This window comes from Antrihabitans auranticaus, assembly GCF_016481275.1.
In the GTDB taxonomy this organism is placed as follows: domain Bacteria; phylum Actinomycetota; class Actinomycetes; order Mycobacteriales; family Mycobacteriaceae; genus Antrihabitans.
In genome coordinates, this window is the sequence record NZ_JAEMNW010000003.1 from 504,857 (window position 1) to 531,669 (window position 26,813).

The 26,813-nt window shown below is 66.3% G+C and carries 27 protein-coding genes; 15 read left to right on the forward strand and 12 right to left on the reverse strand.

Annotation, left to right across the window (positions count from 1 at the left end; all coding sequences use genetic code 11):
• The first annotated feature begins 21 nt into the window (after positions 1-21).
• On the forward strand, positions 22-975 hold the full coding sequence (locus tag JGU72_RS16615; protein WP_199685048.1) for an enoyl-CoA hydratase/isomerase family protein: 954 nt from the start codon (positions 22-24) through the stop codon (positions 973-975).
• Here JGU72_RS16615 and serS read toward each other — a convergent pair.
• On the reverse strand, positions 972-2,228 hold the full coding sequence (serS, locus tag JGU72_RS16620; protein ID WP_199685049.1) for a serine--tRNA ligase: 1,257 nt from the start codon (positions 2,226-2,228) through the stop codon (positions 972-974). The two genes, JGU72_RS16615 and serS, sit on opposite strands and share 4 nt — an antisense overlap.
• A 24-nt stretch (positions 2,229-2,252) precedes the next feature.
• The gene (locus JGU72_RS16625) at positions 2,253-3,653 is read right to left on the reverse strand and encodes a cytochrome P450 (RefSeq protein ID WP_199685050.1); all 1,401 of its coding nucleotides are present in this window, start codon (positions 3,651-3,653) and stop codon (positions 2,253-2,255) included.
• 368 nt (positions 3,654-4,021) lie between these two features.
• On the opposite strand from JGU72_RS16625, the gene JGU72_RS16630 reads away from it, so the two are divergent.
• The 5 genes from JGU72_RS16630 (at position 4,022) to JGU72_RS16650 (ending at position 7,917) form a co-directional block, all read left to right on the forward strand.
• Positions 4,022-5,032, forward strand: coding sequence for a septum formation family protein (locus JGU72_RS16630; RefSeq protein WP_199685380.1), 1,011 nt, complete (start codon positions 4,022-4,024; stop codon positions 5,030-5,032).
• Between the two features lie 8 nt (positions 5,033-5,040).
• Positions 5,041-5,391, forward strand: coding sequence for a metallopeptidase family protein (locus tag JGU72_RS16635; RefSeq protein WP_199685051.1), 351 nt, complete (start codon positions 5,041-5,043; stop codon positions 5,389-5,391).
• A gap of 174 nt (positions 5,392-5,565) precedes the next feature.
• Positions 5,566-5,871 carry a PE domain-containing protein gene (locus JGU72_RS16640; protein WP_199685052.1) on the forward strand — a complete coding sequence of 102 codons (306 nt, stop codon included), beginning with the start codon at positions 5,566-5,568 and terminating at the stop codon, positions 5,869-5,871.
• A gap of 46 nt (positions 5,872-5,917) precedes the next feature.
• The gene (locus JGU72_RS16645; protein ID WP_199685053.1) at positions 5,918-7,099 is read left to right on the forward strand and encodes a PPE domain-containing protein; all 1,182 of its coding nucleotides are present in this window, start codon (positions 5,918-5,920) and stop codon (positions 7,097-7,099) included.
• Positions 7,096-7,917, forward strand: coding sequence for an ESX secretion-associated protein EspG (locus tag JGU72_RS16650; protein WP_199685054.1), 822 nt, complete (start codon positions 7,096-7,098; stop codon positions 7,915-7,917). Before JGU72_RS16645 ends, JGU72_RS16650 begins: the two co-directional genes overlap by 4 nt.
• A 75-nt stretch (positions 7,918-7,992) precedes the next feature.
• On the opposite strand, the gene JGU72_RS16655 is transcribed toward JGU72_RS16650, so the two are convergent.
• Positions 7,993-8,655, reverse strand: a complete 663-nt coding sequence (locus tag JGU72_RS16655) for a histidine phosphatase family protein (protein ID WP_199685055.1) — start codon at positions 8,653-8,655, stop codon at positions 7,993-7,995.
• The gene (gene pheA / locus JGU72_RS16660) at positions 8,652-9,566 is read right to left on the reverse strand and encodes a prephenate dehydratase (protein WP_199685382.1); all 915 of its coding nucleotides are present in this window, start codon (positions 9,564-9,566) and stop codon (positions 8,652-8,654) included. The genes JGU72_RS16655 and pheA overlap by 4 nt, the downstream gene beginning before the upstream one ends.
• A gap of 99 nt (positions 9,567-9,665) precedes the next feature.
• Between pheA and JGU72_RS16665 the strand changes: the two genes are divergently transcribed.
• On the forward strand, positions 9,666-11,660 hold the full coding sequence (locus JGU72_RS16665) for a serine/threonine-protein kinase (RefSeq protein WP_199685056.1): 1,995 nt from the start codon (positions 9,666-9,668) through the stop codon (positions 11,658-11,660).
• Here JGU72_RS16665 and JGU72_RS16670 read toward each other — a convergent pair.
• From JGU72_RS16670 to JGU72_RS16685, 4 genes are all read right to left on the reverse strand, one after another.
• A complete protein-coding gene (locus JGU72_RS16670) occupies positions 11,657-12,277 on the reverse strand; it encodes a response regulator (RefSeq protein ID WP_199685057.1) in 621 nt (206 codons plus the stop codon). The two genes, JGU72_RS16665 and JGU72_RS16670, sit on opposite strands and share 4 nt — an antisense overlap.
• Positions 12,274-13,452 carry a sensor histidine kinase gene (locus tag JGU72_RS16675; protein WP_199685058.1) on the reverse strand — a complete coding sequence of 393 codons (1,179 nt, stop codon included), beginning with the start codon at positions 13,450-13,452 and terminating at the stop codon, positions 12,274-12,276. Before JGU72_RS16675 ends, JGU72_RS16670 begins: the two co-directional genes overlap by 4 nt.
• Positions 13,453-13,466: 14 nt before the next feature.
• Positions 13,467-14,945 carry a carotenoid oxygenase family protein gene (locus JGU72_RS16680; protein WP_199685059.1) on the reverse strand — a complete coding sequence of 493 codons (1,479 nt, stop codon included), beginning with the start codon at positions 14,943-14,945 and terminating at the stop codon, positions 13,467-13,469.
• A gap of 78 nt (positions 14,946-15,023) precedes the next feature.
• The gene (locus JGU72_RS16685) at positions 15,024-15,656 is read right to left on the reverse strand and encodes a hypothetical protein (protein ID WP_199685060.1); all 633 of its coding nucleotides are present in this window, start codon (positions 15,654-15,656) and stop codon (positions 15,024-15,026) included.
• Positions 15,657-15,758: 102 nt separating this feature from the next.
• Between JGU72_RS16685 and JGU72_RS16690 the strand changes: the two genes are divergently transcribed.
• From JGU72_RS16690 to JGU72_RS16715, 6 genes are all read left to right on the forward strand, one after another.
• A complete protein-coding gene (locus tag JGU72_RS16690; protein WP_199685061.1) occupies positions 15,759-16,529 on the forward strand; it encodes a DUF2470 domain-containing protein in 771 nt (256 codons plus the stop codon).
• Positions 16,530-16,553: 24 nt separating this feature from the next.
• Positions 16,554-17,327 carry a CPBP family intramembrane glutamic endopeptidase gene (locus tag JGU72_RS16695; protein ID WP_199685062.1) on the forward strand — a complete coding sequence of 258 codons (774 nt, stop codon included), beginning with the start codon at positions 16,554-16,556 and terminating at the stop codon, positions 17,325-17,327.
• Between the two features lie 144 nt (positions 17,328-17,471).
• Positions 17,472-18,752: an LCP family protein gene (locus JGU72_RS16700; protein WP_199685383.1), complete on the forward strand. Its 1,281-nt coding sequence runs from the start codon at positions 17,472-17,474 to the stop codon at positions 18,750-18,752.
• 834 nt (positions 18,753-19,586) lie between these two features.
• Entirely contained in the window at positions 19,587-19,742 is a 156-nt protein-coding gene (locus JGU72_RS16705) for a DUF6131 family protein (protein WP_199685063.1), read from the forward strand.
• Positions 19,743-19,777: 35 nt separating this feature from the next.
• On the forward strand, positions 19,778-20,332 hold the full coding sequence (locus JGU72_RS16710) for a ferritin (RefSeq protein ID WP_199685064.1): 555 nt from the start codon (positions 19,778-19,780) through the stop codon (positions 20,330-20,332).
• A 114-nt stretch (positions 20,333-20,446) separates the two neighbouring features.
• Positions 20,447-20,992 carry a ferritin gene (locus tag JGU72_RS16715; protein WP_199685065.1) on the forward strand — a complete coding sequence of 182 codons (546 nt, stop codon included), beginning with the start codon at positions 20,447-20,449 and terminating at the stop codon, positions 20,990-20,992.
• Positions 20,993-21,014: 22 nt separating this feature from the next.
• Here JGU72_RS16715 and JGU72_RS16720 read toward each other — a convergent pair whose 3' ends face one another.
• Entirely contained in the window at positions 21,015-21,914 is a 900-nt protein-coding gene (locus JGU72_RS16720) for a DUF5926 family protein (protein WP_199685066.1), read from the reverse strand.
• Between the two features lie 96 nt (positions 21,915-22,010).
• Here JGU72_RS16720 and JGU72_RS16725 point away from each other — a divergent pair, with 96 nt between their 5' ends.
• Together JGU72_RS16725 and JGU72_RS16730 are read left to right on the forward strand one after the other, a co-directional pair.
• Positions 22,011-23,156, forward strand: a complete 1,146-nt coding sequence (locus tag JGU72_RS16725) for a DUF5685 family protein (RefSeq protein ID WP_199685067.1) — start codon at positions 22,011-22,013, stop codon at positions 23,154-23,156.
• A gap of 148 nt (positions 23,157-23,304) precedes the next feature.
• Positions 23,305-24,540: a DUF5685 family protein gene (locus tag JGU72_RS16730; protein ID WP_199685068.1), complete on the forward strand. Its 1,236-nt coding sequence runs from the start codon at positions 23,305-23,307 to the stop codon at positions 24,538-24,540.
• Here JGU72_RS16730 and JGU72_RS16735 read toward each other — a convergent pair.
• The 3 genes from JGU72_RS16735 to JGU72_RS16745 are packed head-to-tail and all read right to left on the reverse strand — an operon-like array spanning position 24,537 to position 26,655.
• A complete protein-coding gene (locus tag JGU72_RS16735; RefSeq protein ID WP_199685069.1) occupies positions 24,537-25,310 on the reverse strand; it encodes a glycerophosphodiester phosphodiesterase in 774 nt (257 codons plus the stop codon). The two genes, JGU72_RS16730 and JGU72_RS16735, sit on opposite strands and share 4 nt — an antisense overlap.
• The gene (locus JGU72_RS16740; protein WP_199685070.1) at positions 25,307-26,314 is read right to left on the reverse strand and encodes a DUF4328 domain-containing protein; all 1,008 of its coding nucleotides are present in this window, start codon (positions 26,312-26,314) and stop codon (positions 25,307-25,309) included. The genes JGU72_RS16735 and JGU72_RS16740 overlap by 4 nt, the downstream gene beginning before the upstream one ends.
• Positions 26,314-26,655 carry a rhodanese-like domain-containing protein gene (locus JGU72_RS16745; protein WP_199685071.1) on the reverse strand — a complete coding sequence of 114 codons (342 nt, stop codon included), beginning with the start codon at positions 26,653-26,655 and terminating at the stop codon, positions 26,314-26,316. The genes JGU72_RS16740 and JGU72_RS16745 overlap by 1 nt, the downstream gene beginning before the upstream one ends.
• Between the last annotated feature and the right edge of the window lie 158 nt (positions 26,656-26,813).

Genomic DNA, 26,813 nt, shown 5'->3' on the forward strand with positions numbered 1-26,813 from the left:
GCTAGCCGAGGAGCAAAACGGGTGCCGAAACTCCGGACCGAACAAGATGGCCGCGTTCTCACAGTCACAATCGACAACCCGCCCCACAACTTCCTCACCACCGACATCATGGACGAGTGGCACGACGTGCTCGTTTCGGTGCAAGACGACAGAACTGTCGGCGCGATCGTGCTCACCAGCGCACTCGACGGCATCTTCATCTCGCACTTCGACGTCAGCGAATTGGTCGGCAGCACAGACGGACTCGCCGGAATCGCCTTCCCGCAAGCGCTCGCCAGCGGCACGCTGCGTGTGCAGAGCGCACTCGAGGCCGTACCCGGTGCGCGGGCTGCGCTCGGAAAAACGCCGATCAGCGGAGTGTCCGGGCTGCTGCGCTTCCACGAAACCTGCGCGCTCATGCAGCGGATGGACAAGGTGCTCATCGCGGCGATCAACGGCCGCTCGCTCGGCGGCGGTTCCGAGCTCGCGCTCGCGTGTGACATCCGGATCATGGCCGACGGACCGTTCCAGATCGGGCAGCCCGAGATCCTGATCGGGATCATCCCGGGCGGCGGCGGCACCCAGCGACTCCCGCGCGCCGTCGGCGCCGCGCGCGCACTCGAATTGATGCTCGACGGCACCGCGCTCTCACCGGCCGACGCGCTGCACATGGGTTATGTGAATCATGTTGTGCCCGTTGCCGAGTTCGACGGCTTCGTCACCGAAACCGCACACCGCCTTTCGCGCCGCTCAGCTGCCGCGGTCGCGGCCGTCAAACGGTCCGTCAACGGCGACCCCGCGCTGGCGAAGGGCCTACATGCCGAACGGTCGGCGTTCCTGTCGACGCTGTCCACCAAGTCGGCCCGCGAGGCGATGCGCGCCTACCTAGACCACCTCGACCGACTCGAAGCCGACGGCCGGGAGTTCAGCGTCGAGACGCTGGAGCCCTGGATCGAGGGCACGGCGTTCGACTTCTCGGACGAACCGAAGACCTAAACGCGCAGCACGTCGGTGCCGACGAACGGCACGAGCGCTGCCGGCACGCGCACTGACCCGTCGGCCTGCTGATGGTTCTCCAGGATCGCGACGATCCAGCGGGTCGTGGCCAAAGTGCCGTTCAGTGTGGCGGCGATCTGCGGCTTGCCGTTCTCGTCGCGGTACCGGACCGACAAACGCCGTGCCTGGAACGTCGTGCAGTTCGACGTCGAGGTCAGCTCCCGATAGGTCTGCTGCGTGGGAACCCATGCCTCGCAATCGAACTTGCGCGCGGCGGAGGAGCCGAGATCGCCTGCGGCGACATCGATCACGCGGTACGGCACCTCGATCGCTGCGAGCATCTCGCGTTCCCAGCCGAGCAGGCGCTGATGCTCGGCGTCGGCATCCTCCGGCTTGCAGTAGCTGAACATCTCGACCTTGTCGAACTGGTGGACGCGGATGATGCCACGCGTGTCCTTGCCATAGCTGCCGGCCTCGCGGCGGAAGCAGGACGACCAGCCCGCGTAGCGCTTCGGCCCCGCGGTGAGGTCGATGATCTCGCCCGAATGGTAGCCCGCAAGGGGAACTTCCGAGGTGCCGACAAGATAGAGGTCGTCGTCTTCGAGGTGGTAGATCTCGTCGGAATGGGCGCCGAGGAAGCCTGTACCGGCCATGATCTCCGGCCGCACCAAGACCGGCGGGATCATCATCTGGAAGCCGTTGGCAACCGCGCGCTGCGCCGCCAGCTGCAACAGCCCGAGCTGGAGCAACGCGCCGTAGCCGGTCATGAAATAGAACCGCGCGCCCGAGACCTTGGCACCGCGCTCCATATCGATGAGGTTCAGGGCCTCGCTCAGCGCCAGGTGGTCCTTCGGCTCGAAATCGAACGACGGAACGTCGCCGACCGTCTCGAGCACGACGAAGTCGGCTTCGCCACCCGCGGGGGCACCGTCCTGGACCACATTCGAAATCGCGCGGTGCGCGCCGTCCATCGCGGTGTCGGCCGCAGTCTGCACCGCCTCGGCTTCCTTGACTTTGGCCGCGAGTTCCTGGGCACCCGCGAGCAGCACAGGCCGTTCTTCCGGGCTCGCCTTGCCGACCGATTTGCCGAGCACTTTCTGCTCCGCGCGCAGGTTGTCGGCGGTCGCGACTGCACTGCGCCGCGCGGCATCGGCCTCGAGCAATGCGTCTACCAGCGCCGGGTCTTCACCCCGCATGCGCTGGGAAGTCCGGACCGCATCAGGGTTTTCGCGCAGAAACTTGAGGTCGATCACGTGACAAACCCTACTTCGACGCCCTTACCGGAGCCGACGGAGTACCCGGACTCGAGCACCGCGAGCAGGATTGACCGTCACGCCGTGCATTTTGGTTCCTTCGTCCTCGCGGCGGTCCGCGACGAGGTCGACGTGCTGCAGCACGGTCCGGACAACGGTCTCCATCTCGGTCTGCGCGAACGCCGCGCCCAGGCAACGCCGTGTGCCACCGCCGAACGGCAGCCAAGCGTGGTTGGGCGGAGGCGTCGATTCGAGCCACCGCTGCGGCCGGAAGTCTGCGACATCGGCACCCCAGATTCTCGGATCCGAATGGACCGCACCGATCGAAGGCAGAAGCAGCAGACCCGCGGGCAGGTGGTAGCCGGCGAGGTCGACGGGTTGGGTGAGCCGCCGTGCGATATTGAAGATCACCGGCCGAACGCGAAGTGATTCCTTCACGACAGCGGTCAGGTACGGGTCTGCCGGATCGTCGAGTCCGTCGCGCGTGCGAGCGAGCGCCGCCGGATGGCGAAGTAGCCGCTCGAACGTCCACGCCAGCCCGACCGCCGTCGTTTCGTGTCCCGCGACCAGCAAGGTGACCAGCTCGTCACGGACGAGGTTCGAATCTGGATCGCCCGCGAGCAACATCGACAACACGTCCGGCCGCTCCCCGCGGTTCGGATCCCGCCGCCGACGTTCGATCTCGGCGTAGATGAGTGCGTCGGCGCGGTCCAGATCGCGAACCGCGCGGCGCCACGGCCCGAACCGGTCGAGGTCCGGCCACAACCACATCGCCAGCTGATGCAGCGGAAACGCGAGCACGGTGCGCAGCGCCTGGCCGAGTTCTGCCGCGCGACCGGCATCGTCGACGCCGAGGACAACTCGCACGATGATGTCGAGCGTGAGCTGATGGGTTCGCTCCAACAGCGGGAACTCGCGATCCAACGGCCACCCGGCGACCTCCCGTTCGGCTGCCTCGGCCATCAGCGATGCGACCGCGGCGATGCGCTCGCCGTGGAACGGCGGCATCATGCGGCGGCGCTCGGCTTTGTGATCGGGCGCATCCAGGGTGAGAACAGACCGCGCACCGACCAAAGGCTTCGGCAGCGCATTGCCTTCGCCTGCATGGAAGACATCGGGATCACCGCGAAAGATCTCCCGAATGTGGTCTGGGTTGCGCAGGACGATCACGCAGCCGGCGGGCGCCACCCGCAGCGTGAACGTGTCGCCGTAGCGTTCGTGCAGCCCGGGCAGGTACTTTTCCCTGGCTGACCAGTACCGGAACGTCTGCAGCGGGAGCGGTGTGCGCGGGCCCGGGGGCAACCCGGCCGTCGACGACGGAACCCGAACGCGGTCCTGAGATCGCCAGCTGCGGATGCGCTCACGTGCGCTCGGACCGCTGGTCGTCCCTATCGCGCGCACATCCGTCACTGTTGCCCCCGTCACTCTCGATACCACCGTTATACGTGGGGCCGCACACGTCCGTCACCCATGTGTTGTAAAAGTCCGCTCCACATGGCGGCAGAGACCGGGCATGATGGGAGCCGATGCGCACCAACGACACACCCGACGAGCCCAAACCAGAGACCCCCACCGTCCTCGGTCGCTTCCTGGGCGCGCGGTTCTACCACAAGTCACCACAGTCGAAGCCTGCCGACGAGCCCGTCGAGGTCGTCGACGACAAGACGCCCGACGAGCCGGTTCCCGTCCCCGAGCCGACACCGGCGGAGGAGCCCGCGGTCATCCCGGATCCCCCGGTCAGCCTCGAAAAGGACGCGAAACCGGCAGCCGGACCGACGGCCGCCAAGCGCCACATGTCTGCGGCAACGACACGGCGAGTGCTCGCCGCGGTCGCCATCGGTGCGATCGTCGCGGCCATCGCCACCATCTTCATCGCGGGCGGCTTCAAGAAGGACAACGACCTCGCGGTGACTCCGCCGGGCGAAAGTGCGGGCCGCGCGGAGGGCCAGACCTTCCTCGGCGCGAGCAGCGGCTCGTGCTTCACGTGGACCAACGACGGCGCCGACATCGGTGAGATCGACTGCGCCGAGCCGCACAAGTTCGAGGTCGCGGCAGTCATCGACCTCAGTCAGTACCCCGGCACCGAGTTCGCTCCCGGCTCGACGTATCCCGACGTGCTGCGGTTCACCGAACTGCAGCAGGAGCACTGTGACGGTGCGGTCAACGACTACATGCGCATGAAGTTCGACCCGAACGGCAAGTACGAGGTCGGGTCGATCAACCCGGGCCAGGACGGCTGGAATGCCGGCGAACGCACACTGCTCTGCGGTATCAAGTTGGTCAAGCCGAGCGGCGTGTTCATGCCGATGGGCGGGCCGGTTCTCGGGCAGGACCAATCGAAGATCTGGGACACCGGGACGTGCTTCGGAATCAGTCAGAGCCAGGCGACCGACATGGTCGATTGCAAGCAACCGCACGCCTTCGAGGTCGCCGGCTTTGTCGATCTCAGCACGCAGTTCCCCGGCGGCCCGCCGTCGGAAGAGGATCAGCAGAAGTTCCTCAACGAAGCCTGCGGCAAGGTCGTCGACGACTACCTCGGCTCACCGGATGCACTGCGCAACAAGACGCTGACCGCGTTCGCGGGCGAACCGCTCAACGCGATGAGCTGGCTGTCCGGCAGCCGCAAGGTCAATTGCCACGTCGGTAAGAGCAACGCCGACGGGTTTGCACCGATCGTCGGCAGCGCCAAGGGCGACATCCTGATCGACGGTCAGGCGCCTGTTCCCCCGCCGCCGGAGCCGGAGGGTCGCGCACTGCCGACACCGCTACCGGGCGCCGCACCGCTCCCGCAGCCCCCGGGCTAGTCGCGCAGATGCCGGTTTCGATGGACGCCGACCGATTCGAAGAATTGGTCGGCGAAGCACTCGACCTCATTCCGCGCGAGCTGGCTGCGGCGATCGACAACGTCGTCGTCCTGGTCGAGGCGCAGAACGAGGAGGAACCCGACCTCCTCGGGCTCTATCACGGCATCGCGCTGACCGAGCGGGACAGCAACTACGGCGGTTCACTGCCGGACACGGTCACGATCTACCGCGACACGATCCTCTCGATCTGTTCGACCGAGGCCGAAGTAATACACGAGGTCGCAGTCACGGTCATACATGAGATAGCTCACTATTTCGGCATAGACGAGGATCGCTTACACCGATTGGGTTGGGGCTAGTCTGTCCGCGGGGGATTTCTGGCGGGGGATTTTCTTGGCGTTCTACGGAACCGATTCGGCAACCGTGACGTCCAACCGATCGAGGGGGAATTCTCGGTGGTTCCGCCATAGCGGGTCGATGCCGCCGTAGGGCATCGATCTAAGAAGCGCTGTTCGGGAAGGGGCCTGATAGCCATGATCGTTGCCGTCGTTCCAGAAGTCGTTCTCGCCGCCGCGGCGGAACTGGATGCCTTGGCAGCTCGCCTCGAGGCAACCGCCGGACTCAGTGGTCCGCTGACCCATGTCGCGCCCGCCGGCACCGAAGAAGTCTCGGTGCTCTCCGCGTCCTACTTCAACCGCGCTGCCGCAACTCACGACACGGCGATCGCGAAGACGATTGCCGAGTTGCATTTCGCCGCGAACACGCTGCGCATGAACGTCGCGGGCTATGTCGGACAGGACCTGACGAACGCGGTGTCGGTCGCCGCGAGCGGCGTCTGACCAGGCTCTCGCCACCACATTCATCGAAATCGAGGGGACTTCGATCATGACTCTTGGCATCACTGGCGTCGTCTGGCTGCCACGTACCGCAACCGTGAACTCCACAACTCTGTGGGCAGGGGCCGGGCCGGTTCCGCTGTCCGCGGCGGCACCTGCGTGGACGCAGATCTCCGCCGCCTACGCCGACGCCTCGCTCACGCTCACTCGCGTGATGGCCGAACTGGCGGTGGGTTGGCAGGGCGTGACCGCCGCAGCCGCTCTCACCCGATTCGGGCAGTTCAAAGTCTGGGCCGACCAGGCAGCCGCAACCGCCGCAACGCTGGCGACGAAAACCGCCGCTAATTCGGTCGCGTCGACCACGGCCCGAGTCGTCATGCCGAGCCTTCCGGAGATCGCAGCCGTGCAGACGGCGAAGGTCGTCGCGTACTCCACCGGTGGCGTCCTCAATGGGACAGCGGAAGCCGCCGAGGCGGCCGATCGAGCGATGGACATTCGCGCAGCAATCGTGATGGAAGCCTACGAGGCAGCGACGACGACGGTCGTCGTGACGCCGACCGAATTCGTACCGCCACCGCCGCTCGCCAACGGTGCCGGTGCACCCGAAGCCGGCGATGCGGCGCAGGCCGGTCGCTCGGGTGAGCAAGCCGTCGTAGATCCGGTGCGCGCCGCTGGAATGGCAGCCGCCGCTTTCGTCCAAAACCCAGCCGTACAAACTGCTGCCGCGCAGGTCGGACAGGTCGCCGGAGCCGTCGTTTCGACCGCCGCATCGACCGCTGTGAACGTCGGAACGTCCGTGATCGGCGCCGGCACAGGCGGTTCCGTCTCCTCGGGCGCGCCGTTCATCGGTGCGCCCATGCTGGCCGGCCGGCCCGATTCGAGTTACGCGACCCGGTCCGTCGGCTACGGCGGCGGCGCAGGCGGCAACGCGGGCGGTGTCCTCCTGCCGGAGGGGTGGGGCCAGAACGCGCAGATCGGGTCCGGCAACAATGTGGCGGCAGGCGTTCCTGGCGGCGGTGTAGCCACTCAGTCTGCCGGTGTCGGGACACCCGTCACCGTGGATCCGAACCGCGGCGCGCTCGGCCCGATGGTCGGGCAACCACGCGCCGGCTCGTCGGATTCCGACGAACAGCACGAAACGCCCGCCTATCTCAAGAAGTTCGAGCATTTCGCCGACGGCCGGACGGTCATCCCATCGGTGATCGGTGCAGAACCTGAGCCAGTGCGGTGATCGATCTCGGCACCGATCGCGGACCTGCCGCCATCGAGCGGGTCACGCTCTCGACCGACGAAATGGACCTGCTGCTGGACCGGCTCGAGATCGACGAACTTCCGGTTGTGCTCGACCAATTTCCGAGATTCGACGACGTGACCGCTCGCAACGCCGCATTCGACAGTGCCGAAACAACGCTGACCGGTCGTGGCTTGATCGAGGACGGCGAGGTCCACCGGGGCCTCGCCGAGCGGTTGCAGATCTTGCGGCGTCCGCACTGGGTGGTCGCGCTGCGGTTGTTCGTGGGCGACACAGTGTCTCGGCTCTGCCTTGCAAAAGGCGACGACACCGTTGTGCTGGCGCTACGTGGTCCTGAGTCGTATGTCGTCGATGACGCCGGCGCCGACCTGGCGGGTATTCTCGTCACGGCCCTCGGTGCGGCCGATCCGCTGGTGTTCGATGGCTTCAGCGCCCCGACCCAACAGTTGGGCGAAGTCTTCGACAACGTCGGTGACGCGGCGGCGAGCATGCGCCGCCTCGCCGAAATCGCTGTCCCCAAACGTGATTCGAACGTCATCGTGTCGGCGATGCTGCACTGCTACGCGCACACGGAAATCGTTGCGCTCGTCTACGGCGACGGCACAAGACAACAGGCCGAGAACCACATCGCTGTCTTCGACACTCGCGATGGCCGGGTCATCGCAACCGCGAGCGTGGCCGCAGACGGCACCAAGTGGTCCGCGCTCAGCTCAGGAACCGTGCCGCGGCTGCGGCAGGCATTCAACGGATTGATCGCGGGACTGCCGGACCGGTCGGCGTTCGATCCGGCTCCCTAGACTACGAGCGCCGTCGGCGGCTTTCGTCTGTCGCGACTGCGTACGCGGGCGAGACCACCGCGTGAGCGACTGACTTCAGCCCATCGGGTCGTCGGGAACGGGGCTTACGTCGTTGGTGAACGGCGGCGCGAACCTCCCCCAGCGCGTGCACTCCCAGCCGTCCGCGACGGGCGCCAACTCCACGGTCTGCGTGTTGTCCAGATGGTTGTTCGATGCGAACAGGCCGGGCACCTGCGCAAGGTGCCGACCGACCAACCTGATCGCTGCGCCGTGGCTGACCACGATCACGTCACCCCCGTCACCGCTCTCCAGGTACTCGGCCCGCAATTGCGCCACGACCGGGAGATACCGCGCAAGCACGTCCTCGCCCGATTCCCCACCGGGCACGCGCACGGCGAGGTCACCGATGTGCCACGAGTGGAAGACCTTCTTGAAGGTCTCGTGCGCTTCCTGGTCGGTCCGATCCTCGAGGTCGCCTGCCTGCGCCTCGTGCAGACCGTCCCGAACCTGCAACTCCACACCGGTGGCCGTCTCGACGTAGCTCGCTGTCTGCCGCGCGCGTAGGGCGTGCGACGAGACCAACGCGGCGGGCGCGGACGCCGCGAGCCGTCGGCTCAGTGCCTGTGCCTGCGAAATCCCGCGTTCGGTCAGCGGGGCGCCCGGCAGCCGGGTGTCGAGCCGCTTTGCGACGTTTCCTTCCGTCTCGCCATGCCGTACGAGAATCAGCTTGCCGCTCATGAACGTGCGGTCCCGTCGCGTACGTCGCGCAGCCACTGCGTGGCTTCCGCATCGGAGGGCGGCGGGGTGCCGGTCGGCGTTGCCGCAGGCCACGATCCGAGGAACCGCAGCGACGTGGTCCGGTGCAGCGCCTTCAACGCTTCTGCGACGGCAACGTCGTCGATGTGCCCGACGCAATCGAGGAAGAAGCGGTAGGTCCCCATCTGCGTGCGCATCGGCCGCGACTCGATGCGCGTCAAATCGATTCCACGCGTTGCGAATTCGGCAAACGCACGCATCAGCGCACCGGGCTCGTTCGACAATGCAAAAACCACCGACGTGCGGTCCGCACCCGTCCGCTCCGGCGCTCGACCCGGCGCAGTCACCAAGACGAAGCGGGTGCGGGCGCCCTCGACATCGGCGACACCGTCGGCAAGCTCGGTCAAGCCGAGCCGCTCGCCGGCGAGCTTGGTCGATACGGCCGCGTCGGCAAGTCCTTTCGAGACATCAACCGCCGCAGCCGAATTCGATGCAGCGACAGCGACCTCCGCTTGCGGCAGGTGCTCCTCCAACCACATCCGCACCTGAGCGGCCGCGACCGGATACGCACGGATCGTCCGCACGTCGCCGAGCGCCATGGGCCCGCTCGCGAGGATCGTGAACGTCACGTCGAGCTCTGCCTCGGCGATGATCTGCAACCGCGAACCCAGCGCCAGCGAGTCGAGCGTCGAGGGAATTCCGCCCTCGACCGAACTTTCGATCGGCACGACGGCGCCGTGCACCGCCCCTGCCCGGACCAGCTCCAGCGCGGCGGTCTGGCTCGGGGCCGACACCCGTTCCACGGGTTCGTCGAATGCACCCTCGGATTCCAACTTCGCAAGTGCCATCTCGGTGAAGGTTCCGGATGGCCCGAAGTACGCGATACGCGGCACGACAACGAGGTTACGCAACACAACTCGGGTCACGCCCGAGAGGCGTGCGCGATTCACATTCTGTTTCCCGGGCAGTCGCTGTCCTGCGACAATCGCAGGATGAGCGGACTGGAGATCGGCTCTGTCGTCGCCGGTCACAGGATCGAAGGCATCGCAGGGCAAGGCGGAATGGGTGTGGTCTACCGCGCCCGGCATCTCGCCCTGAACCGCCCGGTCGCGATGAAGGTGATCGCCCCGGATTTCGCGCGGGAGTACACCTTCCGCGAACGCTTCAAGCGCGAGTCCGAGCTGGCGGCAGCGCTCGAGCACCCCAACATCGTGCCGATCTATCACGCCGGCCAAGAGGGCGATCTGCTCTACGTGACGATGCGCTACATCAACGGCACCGATCTCGGCCGCCTACTGGAAACGCGCGGGCGCCTGCCTGCGCAGCTCGCGATAGAGATCATCTCGCAAATCGGCAGCGCATTGGATGCGGCGCACGCCCACGGGCTCGTCCACCGAGATGTGAAACCGGCCAACATTCTGATCGCGGACGTACAAGGCACACCGCGTGCCTATCTGACCGATTTCGGCCTCACCAAATCGACCACCGCCAACGGACCGGGCCTGACCCAGACCGGGATCGTCATGGGCAGCATGGACTACATCGCTCCGGAGCAGATCCAGGGCTACAGTGTCGACGCCCGCTGCGATGTGTACGAACTCGGTTGCGTGCTGTTCCACACCCTGACCGGTCAAGTCCCATACCCCACGGACACAATCACCGCCAAGATGTGGGGCCACATGTCGACGAACTCGCCGTCGATCAGGACACTCGTCCCAGGTCTGCCGGAGCAACTGGACCGCGTCGTGAAACGGTCGATGGCGTTGCAACCGGAGAATCGATTCGGTTCGACCGGCGAATTCGCATTCGCGGCCAAGCGCGCGCTGCCGGCACCAGCGCCCCGCACTGTCGTCACGTCGCTACCACCCGGCACGAATCCTGCTGGACCCCACAGCTGGCCACCCACAGGCCCCGGACAGCATCCGTCGCTCCCACCCGGCGCCGGTGGTTTCTCCGACCCTGGTGGCGCACCACCGTCGACCCCCAGTCCGACGACCGGGCGCGGCAAGAAGTGGTGGCTCGGCGGCGCGGCAGCTGTCGTCTCGATCGCCGTCGTCGTCGGCGCTCTGATGTTCTTCGGTCGCGACGACAAACCGGTGGACCCCACACCGCCGGAACAGCCGGTCATCGGTGCCATCGAGGGCGATCCGTTGGAGGTCGGCCTATCACCGCGGGATCTGATCTTCGACGACCGGTACGCCTGGATCGCCGACTTCGATGGCGGTGCTGTCTACCGGATCGATCCGACGACGCGTGTGCCGGAGGAGATAAAGCTCCCCGAGGGCAGCCCGAGCAACATCGCGGTCGGCAGCGGGCAGGCCTGGGTGCAGAACTACGCCAACTGGCTCACACCCGTCAATGTGGATACCAAGGTCGTCGGCCCGCCGCACGAATTCACGAGCAACGTTGCCGCCTTCATCTACGGCGACGACATCGTGTGGTCCAGCCACCTCGCCGAGGGCACAGTTACCCGTTTCCAGGCGACCGACGGCACCATCGTCGGAAGCCCGATCACGGTTGGCGAGAAGCCTTCCTCGATCGCCTACTACGACCGTGCCGTCTACGTGCTGCTGCAGGACAGCGAGCAGATCGTCAAGATCCACACCGCAACGGGCACAACACTCGGCGATCCCTTCGAGGTCCGCGGGACGGCCGGCATCATCGACGTCCGGGACGGCGTCATCTACACCTGGAACAGTTCGCTCGACAAGATCCTGCGCTTCGATTCGGACGACGGTGATCCGTTGCCGCCGTTGCAGGTCGGGAAGTTCACCGCGGCAACCCTGACCGACGAATACGCCTTCGTCGTCGACGCGATAACCAGCGAGGTTCGCAGGTACGACCTTGCGACCGGCGCAGAAACTGGCAAACCGATCGGCGGACTCGGCAGTGCGCAGGACATTTCGGACATGGCGGTCGTCGACGACGAATTGTGGGTTGTCGACCAGGCACGCGGCAACGTGATCCGGATTCAGCTGAAGAACTAGGCCAGCAGGCCGCGTGCCATCGCCGTGGTGACAGCGGCAGTCCGGTCCGATACGTCCAGCTTCGCGAACGCGCGCAGTAGGTGCGTCTTCACCGTGGCTTCCCCGATGTGCAGGGCTGCACCGATATCGACGTTCGTCATACCTTTCGCGACGAGACCGAGCACTTCGACTTCGCGACCGGTCAGAGTGGCCGACGGGGGTGTCCTCACCCGGCGGACCAGTCGAGTTGCGACCGACGGTGCCAATACCGTTTCGCCCCGAACGGCCGCACGAACCGCGTCTGCCAGTTCGGTGCGGGTCGCGTCTTTCAGCAGGTAGCCCGCCGCGCCGGCCTCGACCGCGCGCAGGATGTCGGCATCGGTCTCGTACGTCGTGACGACGACGACCTTGGCATCACGCCGCTGCGCAAGAATTAGCTCTGTCGCCTCGACGCCGTCCATGCCGGGCATCCGCAGATCCATCATCGTGACGTCGGGTTGTAGCGCCGCGGCAAGCGCGATCGCCTCGGCACCCGATCCCGCCTGGCCGACCACCTGCAGGTCGGGCTCCGCGTCCAGCATTCCGCGCAGACCTTCGCGAACGACCGGATGATCGTCGACGAGCAGGACGGTGATCATGCGGGAACCTCCACTTCCACAGCTGTCCCCGCACCCGGTGTGCTCGACACCCTGCAACTGCCGCCGGCTTCTTCGGCGCGGGCGCGCATACCGCTGAGCCCGTAGCCCTCGACGCTGGTGACATCGAAACCTGCCCCGTCGTCGACGGTTCGCAGCAGAACCCCATCAGCCGTTTCCTCGATGTGCACGGTCACCCTGGTGGCATGCGCATGCCGTCCGACGTTCGCCAACGCTTCCTGTGCCGAGCGCAGCAGCACCACCTCGGCCGCGGTCGGCAGGCGGCGCAGGTCCGCTGGCGCTTCGACCTCGACCGCGATGCCCGACTCGAGCGCCAACCGCTGCGCTTGCCTACGGACCGCGTCGACCAGCGTTCCCGCGCCGAGCGCGGACGGTGTCAGCGTCGCGACCATTGCCCGCGCTTCGACGAGGTTCTCCCGCGCAGTCGACGCGACCAGCGCAAGGTGCCGTTTTGCCTGCTCAGGAGCACTATCCAGTTCTGATTCGATGGCTTGGGCGAGCGCCACGATGCTGGTGAAACCCTGCGCGAGGGTGTCGTGTATTTCGCGCGCCAACCGCGCGCGCTCGGCCGCGGTGCCGGCGTCTCGCGAGAGTCGCTCGACGTCCGCTCTGCGCGCCGCGAGTTCATCGAGGAGGTCGGCGCGCTCCTCGCTCTGCAGCACCGTGCGGGTGATCCAGGTTCCGATCAACGGCGCAACGACGAACGCCATCAGCCCGACGCTGAGCACCATCCGCGTTTGCGCTGCGTCCCACCCGAACTTCACGACCACCGTGACAACCGGAATCGCAGTGACCAGAGTCGTGACCGCCAGCGCTTTGCCCAACGGCAGCGACATGAACGTCAGCGGATACAGCACGACAATCGCCGACATGCTCGCAGGCGCGAAGAGCACGGCCGCAACGAACAGCACCAGGATCGCCGCAACGAAGGCTTGCGCGCGCCAGCCGCGCTCGCGGGAAAGAATGACCCGCCGTCCGACGACCAGGTGGCAGGCCGCTATGCCGCACAGCGCGAGAGCTCCCCAGAGCGGGTGCGGGGCGGCGGGATCACCGACGAAGAACAACCCGATTGCGATGGCTGCACAGCCGCCGACCACGTAGAGGTCCCACAACCAGAACGAACTGTCCCACCGCCGATCCGCTGCCCGACCGCTCATCGGACGACCATAGGTCAGGATTCGATCCAGTTACCGTGAAATCCGTTGGGCACGCGAGCCGGCAGGTGCACAGTCGCGACGGTCTCGAGGCTTGCCGCGTCGAGGAAGACGAGATCGCTCTTGCCGGCGTCGGCGTTGTAGACGAAGCCCATGAGCACACCGTCGTCCTCCGCTGCGTCAGCAGTGCGCGGCGCAAAGACGAATTCGCCCGGCTGCGAATTCCGGCCGAAACGAACCGTCTCGGTCGACTGGGTGGTCAGGTCGTGCTTGAGGATCGAATCCGGGGTCGGGAAGCCCTCTTGATCGCGATCGTGGCCTACTGCGTACCCGTACCGATGGCGTTTGCCGACGAGCCGCTCGTCGACCCGCGGAAACTCTTGCACCCGGTCGTCGAGGCGCTCCTCGCGCACCTGTCCGGCGGTCAGGTCCACGGTCCAGCGATCGAGCGTGGTCGGGCCGCCGATGGGACCCGTGCCGTCGAAAACCTTGGTGTGCCGTACAACGTCGAGCACGATCCGGTCACCGTCGTCGTAGGCATTAAGCGGGTGGTAGACGTAGCACTGCCCGACGTCGAACCACCGAATATCGCTCGCAACGCCGTCGCGCGGCAGCACGCCGACCCGTGCGCGATGTTTCGGGTCCCAGTGGTACGGCAGCGGGACATCGGGCGCCCGCAGCCGAGAAGCTCGCTGGACCGCGCTCTCCATCGGCCCGGGCATTGGGTATTTCGTGGCGAACTTGGTCAATTGCGTTGCGATCGTGCGCATCGTCTTGCCCTTGAAGACGGCAGCGAGATCGAGGACGACCGGCAGATCGTAGAGGACCACGTACCGCTCCGTGAGCGAGAAGTCGTGCATCATCGGGCTCTGGCCGAGCGGAATCTCGATGGCGCGCTTGATGAGTCCGTCGGTGCCGGTCACCGTGTACTGCACCCGGTTCCCATGGAAAGGGCTGTAGGAAACGGCGTGCAATTCGCCGCTGACGGGATCGCGCTTCGGGTGCGCGGTGTAGCCGCCGCGCAAGGTGCCACAGAAATCGAACGGTCCGACGGTCTCGAGTTCGTCGTTCAACTCGTAGGGCGTGACGCCTGCTTCGGTGATCGCGAGGGTGCGACCCGCATGGCCGATGACGTTGGTGTTGGACGCGAAGTCGAGCCCGCCCTGCAACGGTCCGCCGGGCCATTTCTCGCCGAAATCGCGCGCGACCGCGCCCGACCGGACCCATCGGTTCCGGTACCACTCCGCCTTGCCATCCCGGATCCGCAGGCCGTGCACCATGCCGGCACCCGTGAACCACTCGTAGGTGGACCGGTCGACGGTGATCGGGTTCGGACCGTTGCGCAGGTAGCGGCCGTCCAGGTAGTCGGGGATGGTTCCTGTGACGTCGAGCTGGGTTGCCGTCACCTCACGGTCAACCGGTGCGTAGTTGCCTTCGAGGTAGGGATTGTGAATTTCGGGCTCGCCCTGATCCTTACGAATAGCCGTCGTGGTCATACCTCGAATGGTTCGCCCTTTCGCGGTCGACCGAAACACCCTGACGGTTGAACTTCCCGTCCACCGAACGGTTGACTCTCAGCGAAGTCCTACGCCAACGAGGTACTCGATGACCGCGGCTGGATCGGTGACCTCGACACCGAGCAGAACCTGCCGAACCGCATCTGCGGCGTCGGGGTGAAGGGACAGCAGCGCCGCGACGTCAGGTGCGCGCAAGGCCACGCGAATGTCGGCGCCGGACAGTGCAGCGACCGTTGCGGCAAGCGCCGCGACCACACCGGCGCCGTCGTCTGTTCGCGCTACGAAACCCACGTCGGTGTGCGCCAGGACGGCGAGGCAATCGGCGAGGTTGTCGATCGGATCCGACAAGCGCAACCCCACGCTGTGGCCCGCGGTGGCGAGTTCACGAGTTACGTCGGGGGTCATGCTGTCGACGAACACGACGAGCGGTGCCGCAAGGCGTGTCGAGAGGACTTCCGGCAGGTCACTGCCCGCACAGTCGAGATGGAATCGCACGGGCTGCAGCGAGGTCGGACTAACGGCTGACAAAAGCCCGTTCTCGCCGTCCAGCAGCACTGCCGGACCGATCGCGTCGTTCTGGACAACGCTGCGTGCTGCCCCGATGTCGGTACACCGCGGGTTGAGCAGGCCGGCAAGCAAGGGCTTCGCGTCGCGGCGCCGCGGTACGCCCAGGGTCAACGGAATCGGCACAACCCAACCGTATTCGACCATTGTGTTGCGAACGCGGCCGCCATCATTTAGCTTAGGTTTACCTTAGTAATGATTACCTTAGTACAGCGATGGAGGCGACGGATGGCGCGAGCGACCACACAGCAGGGCCCGACGACGGCGGAACGCGTCCGTAGCGCCTCTGCGCGCTCGGGGGATGCGGTGCTGGCGATTCCCGCCAGCGACCCCATCCAGACCGCGCTGCACCATGTGCGGACCTGCGGCGACGTCGTCATCGGAGTTCCCAACGACTCGCGGGTGCTCGCGCTTGCCTGGCAGGCGGGGCACGGCGGTGTGCCCGCGGTGCTCGAGCTCACCGACCTCGCGCCGCTGCCGCTGCGTGAACGGGTGCGATCGCTGGTCTGGCTCCGCGGGACGGTGCATCCGGTCCCGGCCAGTGCCGAACGCGCACTCGCCGCGGAAGTCGCTGCCGAATCCCCGCAGGAGGCACTGCTCGATGTCGGGCACTCGTTGTCTCTCGTGCGGCTCCGCCTGAGTTCGGCCGTTGTCGCCGACTCCTCAGGCGCCGAACCGGTGGATGTCGACGAACTCCGGCTCGCAGGTCCGGACCCGTTCTGGCAGCTCGAGGGCGCCTGGTTGCAACATCTGGCCGACGACCACCCCGACGTGGTCGACCTCCTCGCCCGCCGGCTGCCGCCGCTGCTGCGGCGCGGTCGCGTGCGGCCCCTCGCCATCGATCGCTACGGAATCACCCTGCGAGTCGAGCTCGCCGACGGCGATCGTGACGTCCGGCTGTCGTTCAACGAGCCGGTCTCCGATTTCCCGGCGCTGACCAAAGCGGTCCGCGTGCTCGTCGGATGCCCCTTTCTGAACGGGCTGCGCAGCCGGTCCTGAGTCGGTTACAGGCACAATCGCGGGGTGTCCGTAACGACTGAACCGCTCGACGCGCGTGAACGACGAGGAATTCAGCTCGAAATCCTCATCGTCCTGATCGTGACCTTCGGGTTGAGCGGGTTGAGCGCGGCGATCTCGTTGGTCGAGGCGCAGCTTTCACCGGGGAGTCTGGCCGATCAGACCATCGCGCTGAACCGGTCGGCGTCGACGATTTCGCTGATCGACCTCTGCTACCAACTGCTTCGCATCCTGCGCCTGTGCGGCTGGGCAGCACTCGGCCTATATCTGTTGTGGCGCAGTGGGATCGGTCCGCGACTGGTCGGGCTTGCGCGGCCGGTGCTGCGCGGCGACGTGGTACCCGGACTCGGCCTGGCCGCGTTGATCGGTCTGCCGGGGCTCGCGTTGTACCTCGGGGCGCATGCTCTCGGGCTGAACGTCACCATCGCGGCGAGCGCGCTTGCCGACCACTGGTGGCGATTCCCGACACTCGTCCTCGCGGCAATCGCGAACGCCGTCGCCGAAGAGGTTCTGGTCGTCGGCTATCTGATCACGAGGCTGCGCCGACTCGGCTGGTCGGAGAACGCGTCGCTCGCCGCATCCGCGGTCCTGCGCGGGAGTTATCACCTGTATCAAGGCCTCGGCGGCGGGGTCGGCAACCTCGTCATGGGACTCGTGTTCGGCCGCTACTGGCAGCGTACGAACCGCCTGTGGCCGCTCCTCATCGCGCACGCGACGATCGACGTCGTCGCATACATCGGATACGCGCTGATCCACGACCACGTCGGTTGGCTTCCCTAGTGCGTAAAGTCGTGTCTCGTGAACGGCGATTTCGGAGACGACGAGGCCGGTCGGCGGCCACCGCGCCGGCCGCTTCCGCCACCGCCCGTGCCGCCGCGTAACAGACCCCTGCCCCCGCCGCCCGAGGGACCCGAAGGCACTCAGATCCTGCGCCGACCCAAACCCGGCGAACCCGAACAGGCGTGGTCGCGAGTGCCGCAACCGCCTGTCTATCGCCCGCCGCCGCAGGGTCGGCGGCCGAGCCCACCCCCGCAATATCAGGGCATTCAGCACGCACCCCCGCAGCAGCCGGAACGATTCACGCCGCCGCCCCAGCCGCACCGCCAGCAGCGCTTCGTGTCCGCGCCGCCGCCGCCACCCCCGCCGCGCGGTTACCGTCAGCAACCGCCACCGCCACCTTCGCGACCGCCGAAACCACCCAGGGTTCGGCGCCGCAAGAGCCCGTGGCGATGGGTCCGGCGAGCGCTGTCGCTTCCGCTGATACTGATCCTGCTGATAGTCGGAGCCGTCTTCTATCTGGACAACAAGCTCAATCGCATCGACGCCCTCACCGATTACGTCGGCCGTGTCGGTGACACACCGGGCACGAACTGGCTGCTCGTCGGGTCGGACAGCCGCGAGGACCTGACCCCCGAGGAGCAGGAAACACTCGCGACCGGCGGCGATTCCGGTAATGGCCGGACGGACACGATCATCCTGATCCACATCCCGAAATCGGGTAAGTCGACGATGATCAGCATTCCGCGCGATTCCTACCTGCCGATTCCGGGCTACGGCGAGGACAAGGTGAATGCGGCCTACGCCTTCGGCCTCGAGGAGTCCCAGCAAGACGAGACCGTCTCCAAAGCGCGCGGCGCGCAGTTGCTCGTCGAGACCATCGAACAGGCGACGGGTTTGCACATCGACCATTACGGCGAGATCGGGTTCGGCGGGTTCGCCGGACTCGTCGATTCGATCGGCGGCGTCGACATCTGCGTGGAACAACCGATCGACGACCCGAAGGCGGGCCTCAAACTCGAGCCGGGCTGCCAGAAGCTCGACGGCGCACAGGCACTCGGCTTCGTCCGCACGCGCGAAGGAATCGACGACCTCGGCCGAATCCGGAATCAGCGACTGTTCCTCAGCGCACTGCTGAAGCAGGCCACAACGTTCGGGACTCTCGTCAATCCATTCAAGATGTGGCCGCTGGCCCGCGACGCCGTCAAATCCATGCGAGTCGACAACGGCGACCACGTCTGGGACATCGCACTACTCGGCTGGGCGCTACGCGGCGACCTGGTCACCACGACCATTCCGATCGGCAGCACCCAGGACCTCGACGTCGGAAACGTCGTGATCTGGGACGACGAGCGGTCCGCCGAATTCTTCGGGGCCCTGGCTGCGGACGAACAGATCCCCGAGTCGCTGATCACGTCCACACCTTGATTCCGCCTTTCCCGACCGGAGCCTGGCACGCCGGTTCGCCTGCCGAACAGGCTGTTGCCGGAGCATTTGGCGAGTCAGGACCTCAACAACCGCCTCCTCGGTGGGCCATGCCGCGTTAGCCCACTCGTCGCGACACTCCCGCCGGACACGCCGGTACGCCTGCCGAACAGGCTGATGCCGGAGCATTTGGCGAGTCAGGACCTCAACAACTGCCTCCTCGGTGGGCAGTGCAGGATCCCGCCCGGCTCCGCCCGCCCAGTGGGCTTACTGGGCGGGATTCGGCGAAGAATCCCGCCCCACAAGCCCACTCGACGCGACACACCCGCCGGACACGCCGGTTCGCCTGCCGAACAGGCTGTTGCCCGACAATCGCCCGAGAAGGGACCCCAACAACTGCCTCCTCGGTGGGCCATGCAGAATCCCGCCCAAGTCCACCCGCCGGGCTTACTGGGCGGGGTTCGGCGAAGAATTCCGCCCCACAGGCCCACTCGACGCGACACACCGCCGAACACGCCGGTACGCCTGCCGAACAGGCTGATGCCCGACCATCGCCCGAGAAGGGACCTCAACAACCGCCCCCTCGGTGGGCCATGCAGAATCCCGCCCAAGTCCACCCGCCGGGCTTACTGGGCGGGGTTCGGCGAAGAATTCCGCCCCACAGGCCCACTCGACGCGACACACCGCAGAACACGCCGGTTCGCCTGCCGAACAGGCTGATGCCCGACCATCGCCCGAGAAGGGACCTCACCAACCGCCTCCTCGGCGCGCAGCGAGGAGAACACGCCAGCACGCCCGGCGGTTTGACCTGCCCGTTCGCCGGGTAATCACGTGCTCATGATTGCCGTTGGAATTCTCCTCATGCTGGGTGCTTGGCTTTTCGAGTCGGCCATTCTGTGGGCGATCGGAATCGTGCTCGTTCTGGCAGGGCTCGCGACGATGGCCCTCGGCAGGATGGGTCGGCCGGTCGGTCCGCGAGTTCACTACTACTGACCCCACCCGTTGGCTCGCCTAGTAGCCTTCGAACCATGCCGAACCGGGTTACTCAGAGCGACAGCGCTTTCCACAAGCTTCTGCGTGAGCAGATTCGCCACGAGTTCACCGCTTCGCAGCAATACGTGGCCATCGCGGTGTACTTCGACACGAGTCGGCTCCCTCAACTCGCGCAGCGCTTTTACCTGCAGGCGACCGAGGAGCGCGAGCATGCGCTGATGATGGTGCAGTACCTTCTGGACCGGGATCTCGAGGTCAGCGTCGGCGGACTGGACGAGGTGACGCCGAGCTTCGAGTCCATTCGCGGTGCGGTCGAGCATGCGCGGAGCCAGGAACAGGACGTAACGGACAAGATCACCGAACTGACCCGCACCGCCCGCGAGACAGGCGACTACCTGGGCGAACAATTCATGGGCTGGTTCCTCGAGGCCCAGGTTCAGGAGGTCGCGAGCATGAATACGTTGCTCGCGGTCATCGATCGTGCGGCAGGAAACACGTTCGATATCGAGGAATTCGTCGCCCGTGAACTTCGCACTCCGACCCGTGCCGCAGCACCAGCACCACGCATTGCCGGTGCTGCGAGGCAATAGTTTCACGCCGCTGAAATGCAACTCGCAATTAGCGTCGACTTAATTAGGGCACCATTCCCTTAATTAGGTTGGACTTGGATGACAAGGCCTCTGACCAGCGATATCTTTGGTTTCATGACGACGACTGAAGCACAGCGGAGCAAATTTCACGGATTACTTCACGACCAGATTCGGCACGAATTCAATGCCGAACATCAATACATCGCGACCGCCGTGTGGTTCGACAACGCCGACCTCCCGCAACTGGCCAAACACTTCTACAAGCAGTCGGTCGAAGAGCGCAATCACGCGATGATGATCGTCCAATATTTCCTGGATCGCGATATGTCCATCGAGCTCACCGGTGTCGACGGCGCCAAGACGCAGTTCGCGGACGCCCGCGAGCCGATTGCGCTCGCGTTGGCACAGGAGAAGACGGTGACCGAGCAGATCGTGCAGCTCGCAAGCACGGCACGCGAGGAGGGCGAGTACCTCGGCGAGCAGTTCATGCAGTGGTTCCTCAAGGAGCAGGTCGAGGAAGTCGCGAGCATGACGACCCTGCTGACCATCGCCGACCGCGCAGGAAGCAACCTGTTCGACCTCGAGGAGTTCGTCGCCCGCGAGATGAGTGCGCCAGCCGACACGACGGGCGCACCCCCCTCAGCAGGCGGCAGCGTTTAAGAAGGCTCGCTCAGCAGGAACGTCAGCGCAAGGTCACCTGACGACCGCGGATGCCGTCGCGCGCGCGTCGCTCGGCGGACGTCAGGGGACCATCGACAGCCAGTGCGTCATCGAGGCGCTCGCCCAACTCGGTTGCGGCGGCGACCCATTCGTCGGGATGGCGTTCCGGATCCAGATCGAACACAGGCACGAGCAGCCCGTGGGTCCGGAACGATCCCGCAAACCGCGAACCGTCGCCCAGATGCAGGCCACCGGCCGCGTGGACTCGCGAGAGGGCATGCATCAAGTCGTCTTCGGATTCGGGGCGTACCCAGCGCAGGTGCGCTTTGTCGCCGGCGTCGACCCACCATGCCGCGTGCAATCCGGCCAACCTCGCCGACGGCATGATCGCGTCGTTCGCTTTCGCGACCGTCGCGGCAACCTCGGGGGCGGGTTCGGCACCTTCGGGAATCCACCAATTGAAGTCGCGGTGCACCGCGATCTCGAGGTTCACCGCAGGATCGATGACATCGGCCAATCGTGGTGAGTCCGCGGTTATTTCAGCGGACTGCAGCGAATCGCCCGGTTCGGCACCGATCGCCCAGCGGACCGCGACTCCGATGTCGGCAGCAGGGTCCTCGGACTGCACCTGAACCTGGACACCGACGTATCCGGTCTTGACGCCGTCCTCGTCCCGCACGAGCGCCGCAACCGCTCCCGGTAGCACCGTAGCGAGAACGACGGTCGCATCCCCGGTGACGGGAAGTTTCGCCGTCGCTGACGGCACGAATTCACGCAACGCGACCAGGTCGCACTCCGCCGCGAGCCCGGCGAAAGGCCGGACATGTTCCTCGGGTGGCGCCGCCACCGCCGCGCGACGTTCCGCGATCCGCTCCGCGCGATTACTGCCTGGCTTCGGGGTATTCCGTTTGCTTTTGCCCACGACGCCAGAACCTACACTCCGCGCGCCGAGCTACCGCGCCGAAGGGCGCGCTCGCGGTTAGGATGCTCCGGTCGACCCGACCTGCAGGGAGATGTGATGTTCGGAATCGTGCGGCCGTGCCGGCACAGGCTGTCCGAGGGCATGCGGACCGAATGGATGGCGCACCTCTGCGGGTTGTGCCTCGCGTTGCGCAACGACCACGGCCAATTCGCACGCGTGGCAACCAATTACGACGGTCTTATCGTGTCGGTCCTGGTCGAAGCCCAATCGGCCCGGTCGGCGGACTGGCGGCGCAAGGCTGGTCCGTGTCCGTTGCGCGGTATGCGAACTGCGTCTGTCGCCGATGGTGAGGGCGCACGGCTCGCCGCAGCGGTGTCGCTGGTGCTGGCCTCGGCGAAGGTCCGCGACCACATCGCGGACCGCGACGGCATCCTCGGCCGCAAGCCGGTGGCGGCCGCCGCGCGCCGGGTCGCCGCCAACTGGGATCGTGGCGGCGCACTGACCGGTCTCGATCTGGGATTCGATACCGCGGTGCTGGTCGACGCGGTCGACCGGCAGACTGCGCTCGAAAGCTCGGCGCATTTCGGCACCTCGCTTCTGACGATCACCGAGCCCACCGAATCGGCCACCGCCGCGGCATTCGCACACACTGCGGTGCTGGCGGGCAAGCCGCAGAACGTCGCGCCGCTGGCCGAAGCAGGTCAGTTGTTCGGGCGCCTTGCACACCTGCTCGACGCGGTCGAGGACCTGCGCAGAGACACCGCATCCGGCGCGTGGAACCCGCTCACCGCGACCGGCGCCGACCTCACCGAGGCTCGGCGACTCTGTGACGACGCGGTCCGCGGTGTGCGCTTGGCGCTGAAAGACGCGCAGTTCGTCGACGGCAAACTTGCGCACGTCCTGCTTGCACACGAGCTGCAGCAGTCCGTCGACCGCGTCTTCGGGACCGGACACGACCACGCGACCGCCAATCGGCAACCACCCCAGTGGGCGCCGCCGCCGGACCTCAACTTCGGCACTCCCCCCGTCAGGCGCGGCGTGGTCGCCGGCTGCGGGGTTTGGCTAGGACTGTGCTGCACCTGCCAAATCTGTTGCGGGGACCCGTATCACAGCCCGTGGACCGGTGAGCCGAAGCAGGGTTGGTGCCACCAGTGCGACTGCTCGGATTGTTGCGAATGCTGTGAATGCGACTGCTGTAGTTGCGACGGCTGCTGCTGCGACGGGTGCGGCTGCGACTGCTAGGCGCGGAGTTCGTCGGATCCGATCCGGCCCGCACATCGTGGATTCCCATGTCGTTTCTCCGAACTCCCGCGGTTCGACTCCGTTCGTCCCGGTATGGGCCATATCCTCCTGTGCAGCACCTGTAGATACCACGAAGTGGCGGTGGCAAATGTTCGGAATCGTTCGGCCGTGTCGGCACAGACTGTCCGAGGGCCTCCGGACCCAGTGGATGTCCCACCTGTGCGGGCTCTGTCTGGCACTACGGGATGACCACGGCCAGTTCGCGCGAGTGGCCACCAACTACGACGGGCTCATCATCTCGCTCCTCGTGGAGGCGCAGTCCGAACAGTCCGGTGCGTGGCGCCGTAAGGCCGGACCGTGCCCGTTGCGCGGCATGCGGACTGCTTCGGTCGCACAGGGCGAGGGCGCGCGCTTGGCCGCTGCGGTGTCGCTCGTCCTGGCGTCGGCAAAGGTGCGCGACCACATCGCCGATCACGACGGCATCCTCGGCCGCAAGCCGGTCGCCGCTGCTGCACGCCGCGTTGCGACGAACTGGAACCGCGCCGGTGGACGTATCGGCTCTGACCTGGGCTTCGACACCGCGGTCCTGGTCGATGCGGTCGACCGGCAAACGGTGCTCGAAAGCTCGGCGCGCGTCGGCACGTCGCTTCTGACGATCACCGAGCCCACCGAGACCGCGACCGCCGCCGCGTTCGGGCACACGGCGATTCTCGCGGGCAGGCCTGGAAACATCGGACCGCTCCAAGAGGCGGGGCGCTTGTTCGGTCGGCTGGCACATCTGCTCGACGCCGTCGAAGATCGCCGCGCCGACGCCGCATCGGGCGCGTGGAATCCGATCACCGCAACCGGCGCGGATCTCGCCGAGGCACGCCGCCTGTGCGACGACGCGACGACCGGCATCACGCTGGCCCTGCGCGACGTCGAGTTCGTCGATCCGCGGTTGACCCACCTGCTCCTCGCTCACGAGCTGCAGCACTCCGTCGACCGCGCATTCGGTACGCACGGTCACGAGATCGGCGCGACGAATCAGCCACCGTGGGATCCCAACCAGCCCTGGGACAAGAACAGCCCCTACGAAGCACCGCCGATCGAGCAACAACCGTTCGGGGGCGCCCAGGGCCAGTATCCGCAGACCGCACCCGGCAGCCAGCCGCCCGAGCCGCCGGACCCGCCACGCCGCAACTTCTTCACCGGTTGCGGCATCTGGTCGTGGCAGTGCTGCACCTGCCAGCTGTGCTGCCGGGACCCCTACGAAGGCGCGTGGGACCGGAAGAAGAAGCAGGGCTGGTGCCGAGGTCAAAGCAGCTCCAGCAATTCCAACGACTGCTGCTGCGAAGTCGCGTGCTGCGGTTGCTGCGCCGGGGACGCCTGCTGCGACTGTTAAGCCGACGAGTCGGCGAGTAGCTCTTTCGTGCGGCCTGGATAGTTGGTCGCCAACCAGCTGACCCCCAGCTCGCGGCACAGCTTGACGTCGTCGGCATCGTCGACCGTCCAGCAGTACGTTGCGCGGCCTGCCGCCGCGGCGCGATCGACGAAATCGGGATGCTCTCGAAGAGTCTTGATCGACGGTCCGACCGCTGTTGCGCCGACGGTCGTCGCAGCTCCGCCGCCGAGGTAGACAGACGAGTCGCCGAGCAGAACGGTCGGCAGCAGCGGCGCGGACCGCCTGATCCGCCACACCGCGGTTGCGGCAAAGGACATGACGACTGCCCGCGAATGTGCGGGGGACGGCGGCGCCGCAATTCCGAACCGCTGGAACTCGGCGAGCACTTTGTTTTCGACAAGCCCGCCGTAGCGGACCGGGTGCTTTGTCTCGACGAACAGCTTGATCGGCCGGCTCTTCCAGTCCAGGACCAGCTGGATCAGCTCGGCGAGTGTGAGGACCTGTGCAGGTTCCTCGTCGCGCCCGAAATCGAGCGCGCGCAGTTCGTCGAGCGTCAACTCGCTGACGAGTCCGGTTCCCGACGATGTCCGGTCGACTGTCCGGTCGTGGACACAGACGAGGTGGCCGTCCCGAGTCAGCCTGACGTCACATTCGAGTCCGTCGGCGCCTTCTTCCAGCGCCAACTCGTAGGCGGCGAGCGTGTGCTCCTGCCTGGCGGCAGATGCGCCCCGATGCGCGACCACGAAGGGCGCGCGGTTGTCCGGGCTCACTTGGCCACTACCTCCTGCGGCTCGGGCTGCGGTATGGGCCTGATCGGCTCGATCACCGGCGTCACCGGTCCTGTGGCAACCACCCATCGCCGCGGAACTCGCTGACGTCCGAGCACATCATCCCCGTCGAGCGTGCGGATGACCAGGATTGTCAGAACGGCGACACCTGCGGCGATCAGATCGCCGGTCGCACTGTAGAGAACACCGTTCGCTTCGTCCTGCAACGAGTCGCGCAGCCACCAGAGCCCATTGAAGATCGCGAACCCCACCGAGAACACCCAGGCGCACCACCACGCGACGACGAGCCTGCGAATCCGTACCGGCGGCGAGCCGTCGAATTCGGCCGCGGCGACCTCGGTGAGAAACACACCTGGATAAACCCAGTTGACGATCGGGACCAGGCAACCGATCGCTATGGTCCAAGGACGGCGCGGATCCCGGCGGCCTTGCTTGGCAAAAGCTCTCCTACGAGCCGCGATGAGCCAACCTGTTGTCGCGATCGCCGACGAGATGAGGAGCAGCGCGCCGAGCAGCGACGTGGACCAGACGGCCGAATCCGATCCGGCCAGCAGCGCGGGATCGATCAGTCTGGTGCGGTTGCGCAACAGCACGCAGTACCGTGCGATTTCGGCGATCGATGCAAGACCGAACATGATCGCTGTCGCGGCGAGCGTCGGGGCGGCGAGCCTGGCGAGCGTGGAAATACCTTCCTGGCGCACGGGAGTCGGCACCGGCGCCGGATCGTGCAGACCCCACCTGGGCGTCTCCGTGTAGCGCGGCGTGGGCGTCGCTGCCTGCGGCGGCTGGAGCACATGCCCGTCGCCCCGGCTCGGTTTGCGAGCAACCCAGCGGAACGTGCGGCGGGGCGGGTCGACGGTGTAGGGCGGAAGGAGCGCGCCGTGACATTTCGGGCACCGCTGCGCGGGGGGCCGCGGCACCTGCCACCGCACCCCACACTGACCGCAGACCTGGATTGTGGTCCGCGGGGCCGCCGTTCCGTCCATCAGTAGATTTTCGCCTCGCCCTCGCCATCGCGTACCAGTGGCCGACCTGCCTTCTGCCAGGCGACCATTCCGCCCGACACATTGACAGCCTCGTATCCCACTCGCCGAAGGTACTGGACAACGCGGATCGACCGCCCACCTTGGCGGCATATCACGTACAAATCGGCGTCCAAGTCGATCTCGTCCATGCGCGCGGGCACATCACCCATGGGAATGTGCAGTGCGCCGGGAGCGTGCCCGAGCGCCCATTCGTCGTCCTCCCGCACATCGAGCAGGACGGCGGATTCACTCGACTCGGCGGGCACGGCCGCCACCGAAACCGATTCAGCGTCGACGCTCACGATTCGATCCTGTCAGTCGTGGAGGTGGCAGACACACTTCGATCCTGTCACGGCCACAAAGTTGTGCAAACCGTCCCTAATCCGCGATGCGGATAACTTTCAGCGAACTCGGACCCACGGTTTGTTTCCGATGGCATACGCCATATTCGTCACAATAA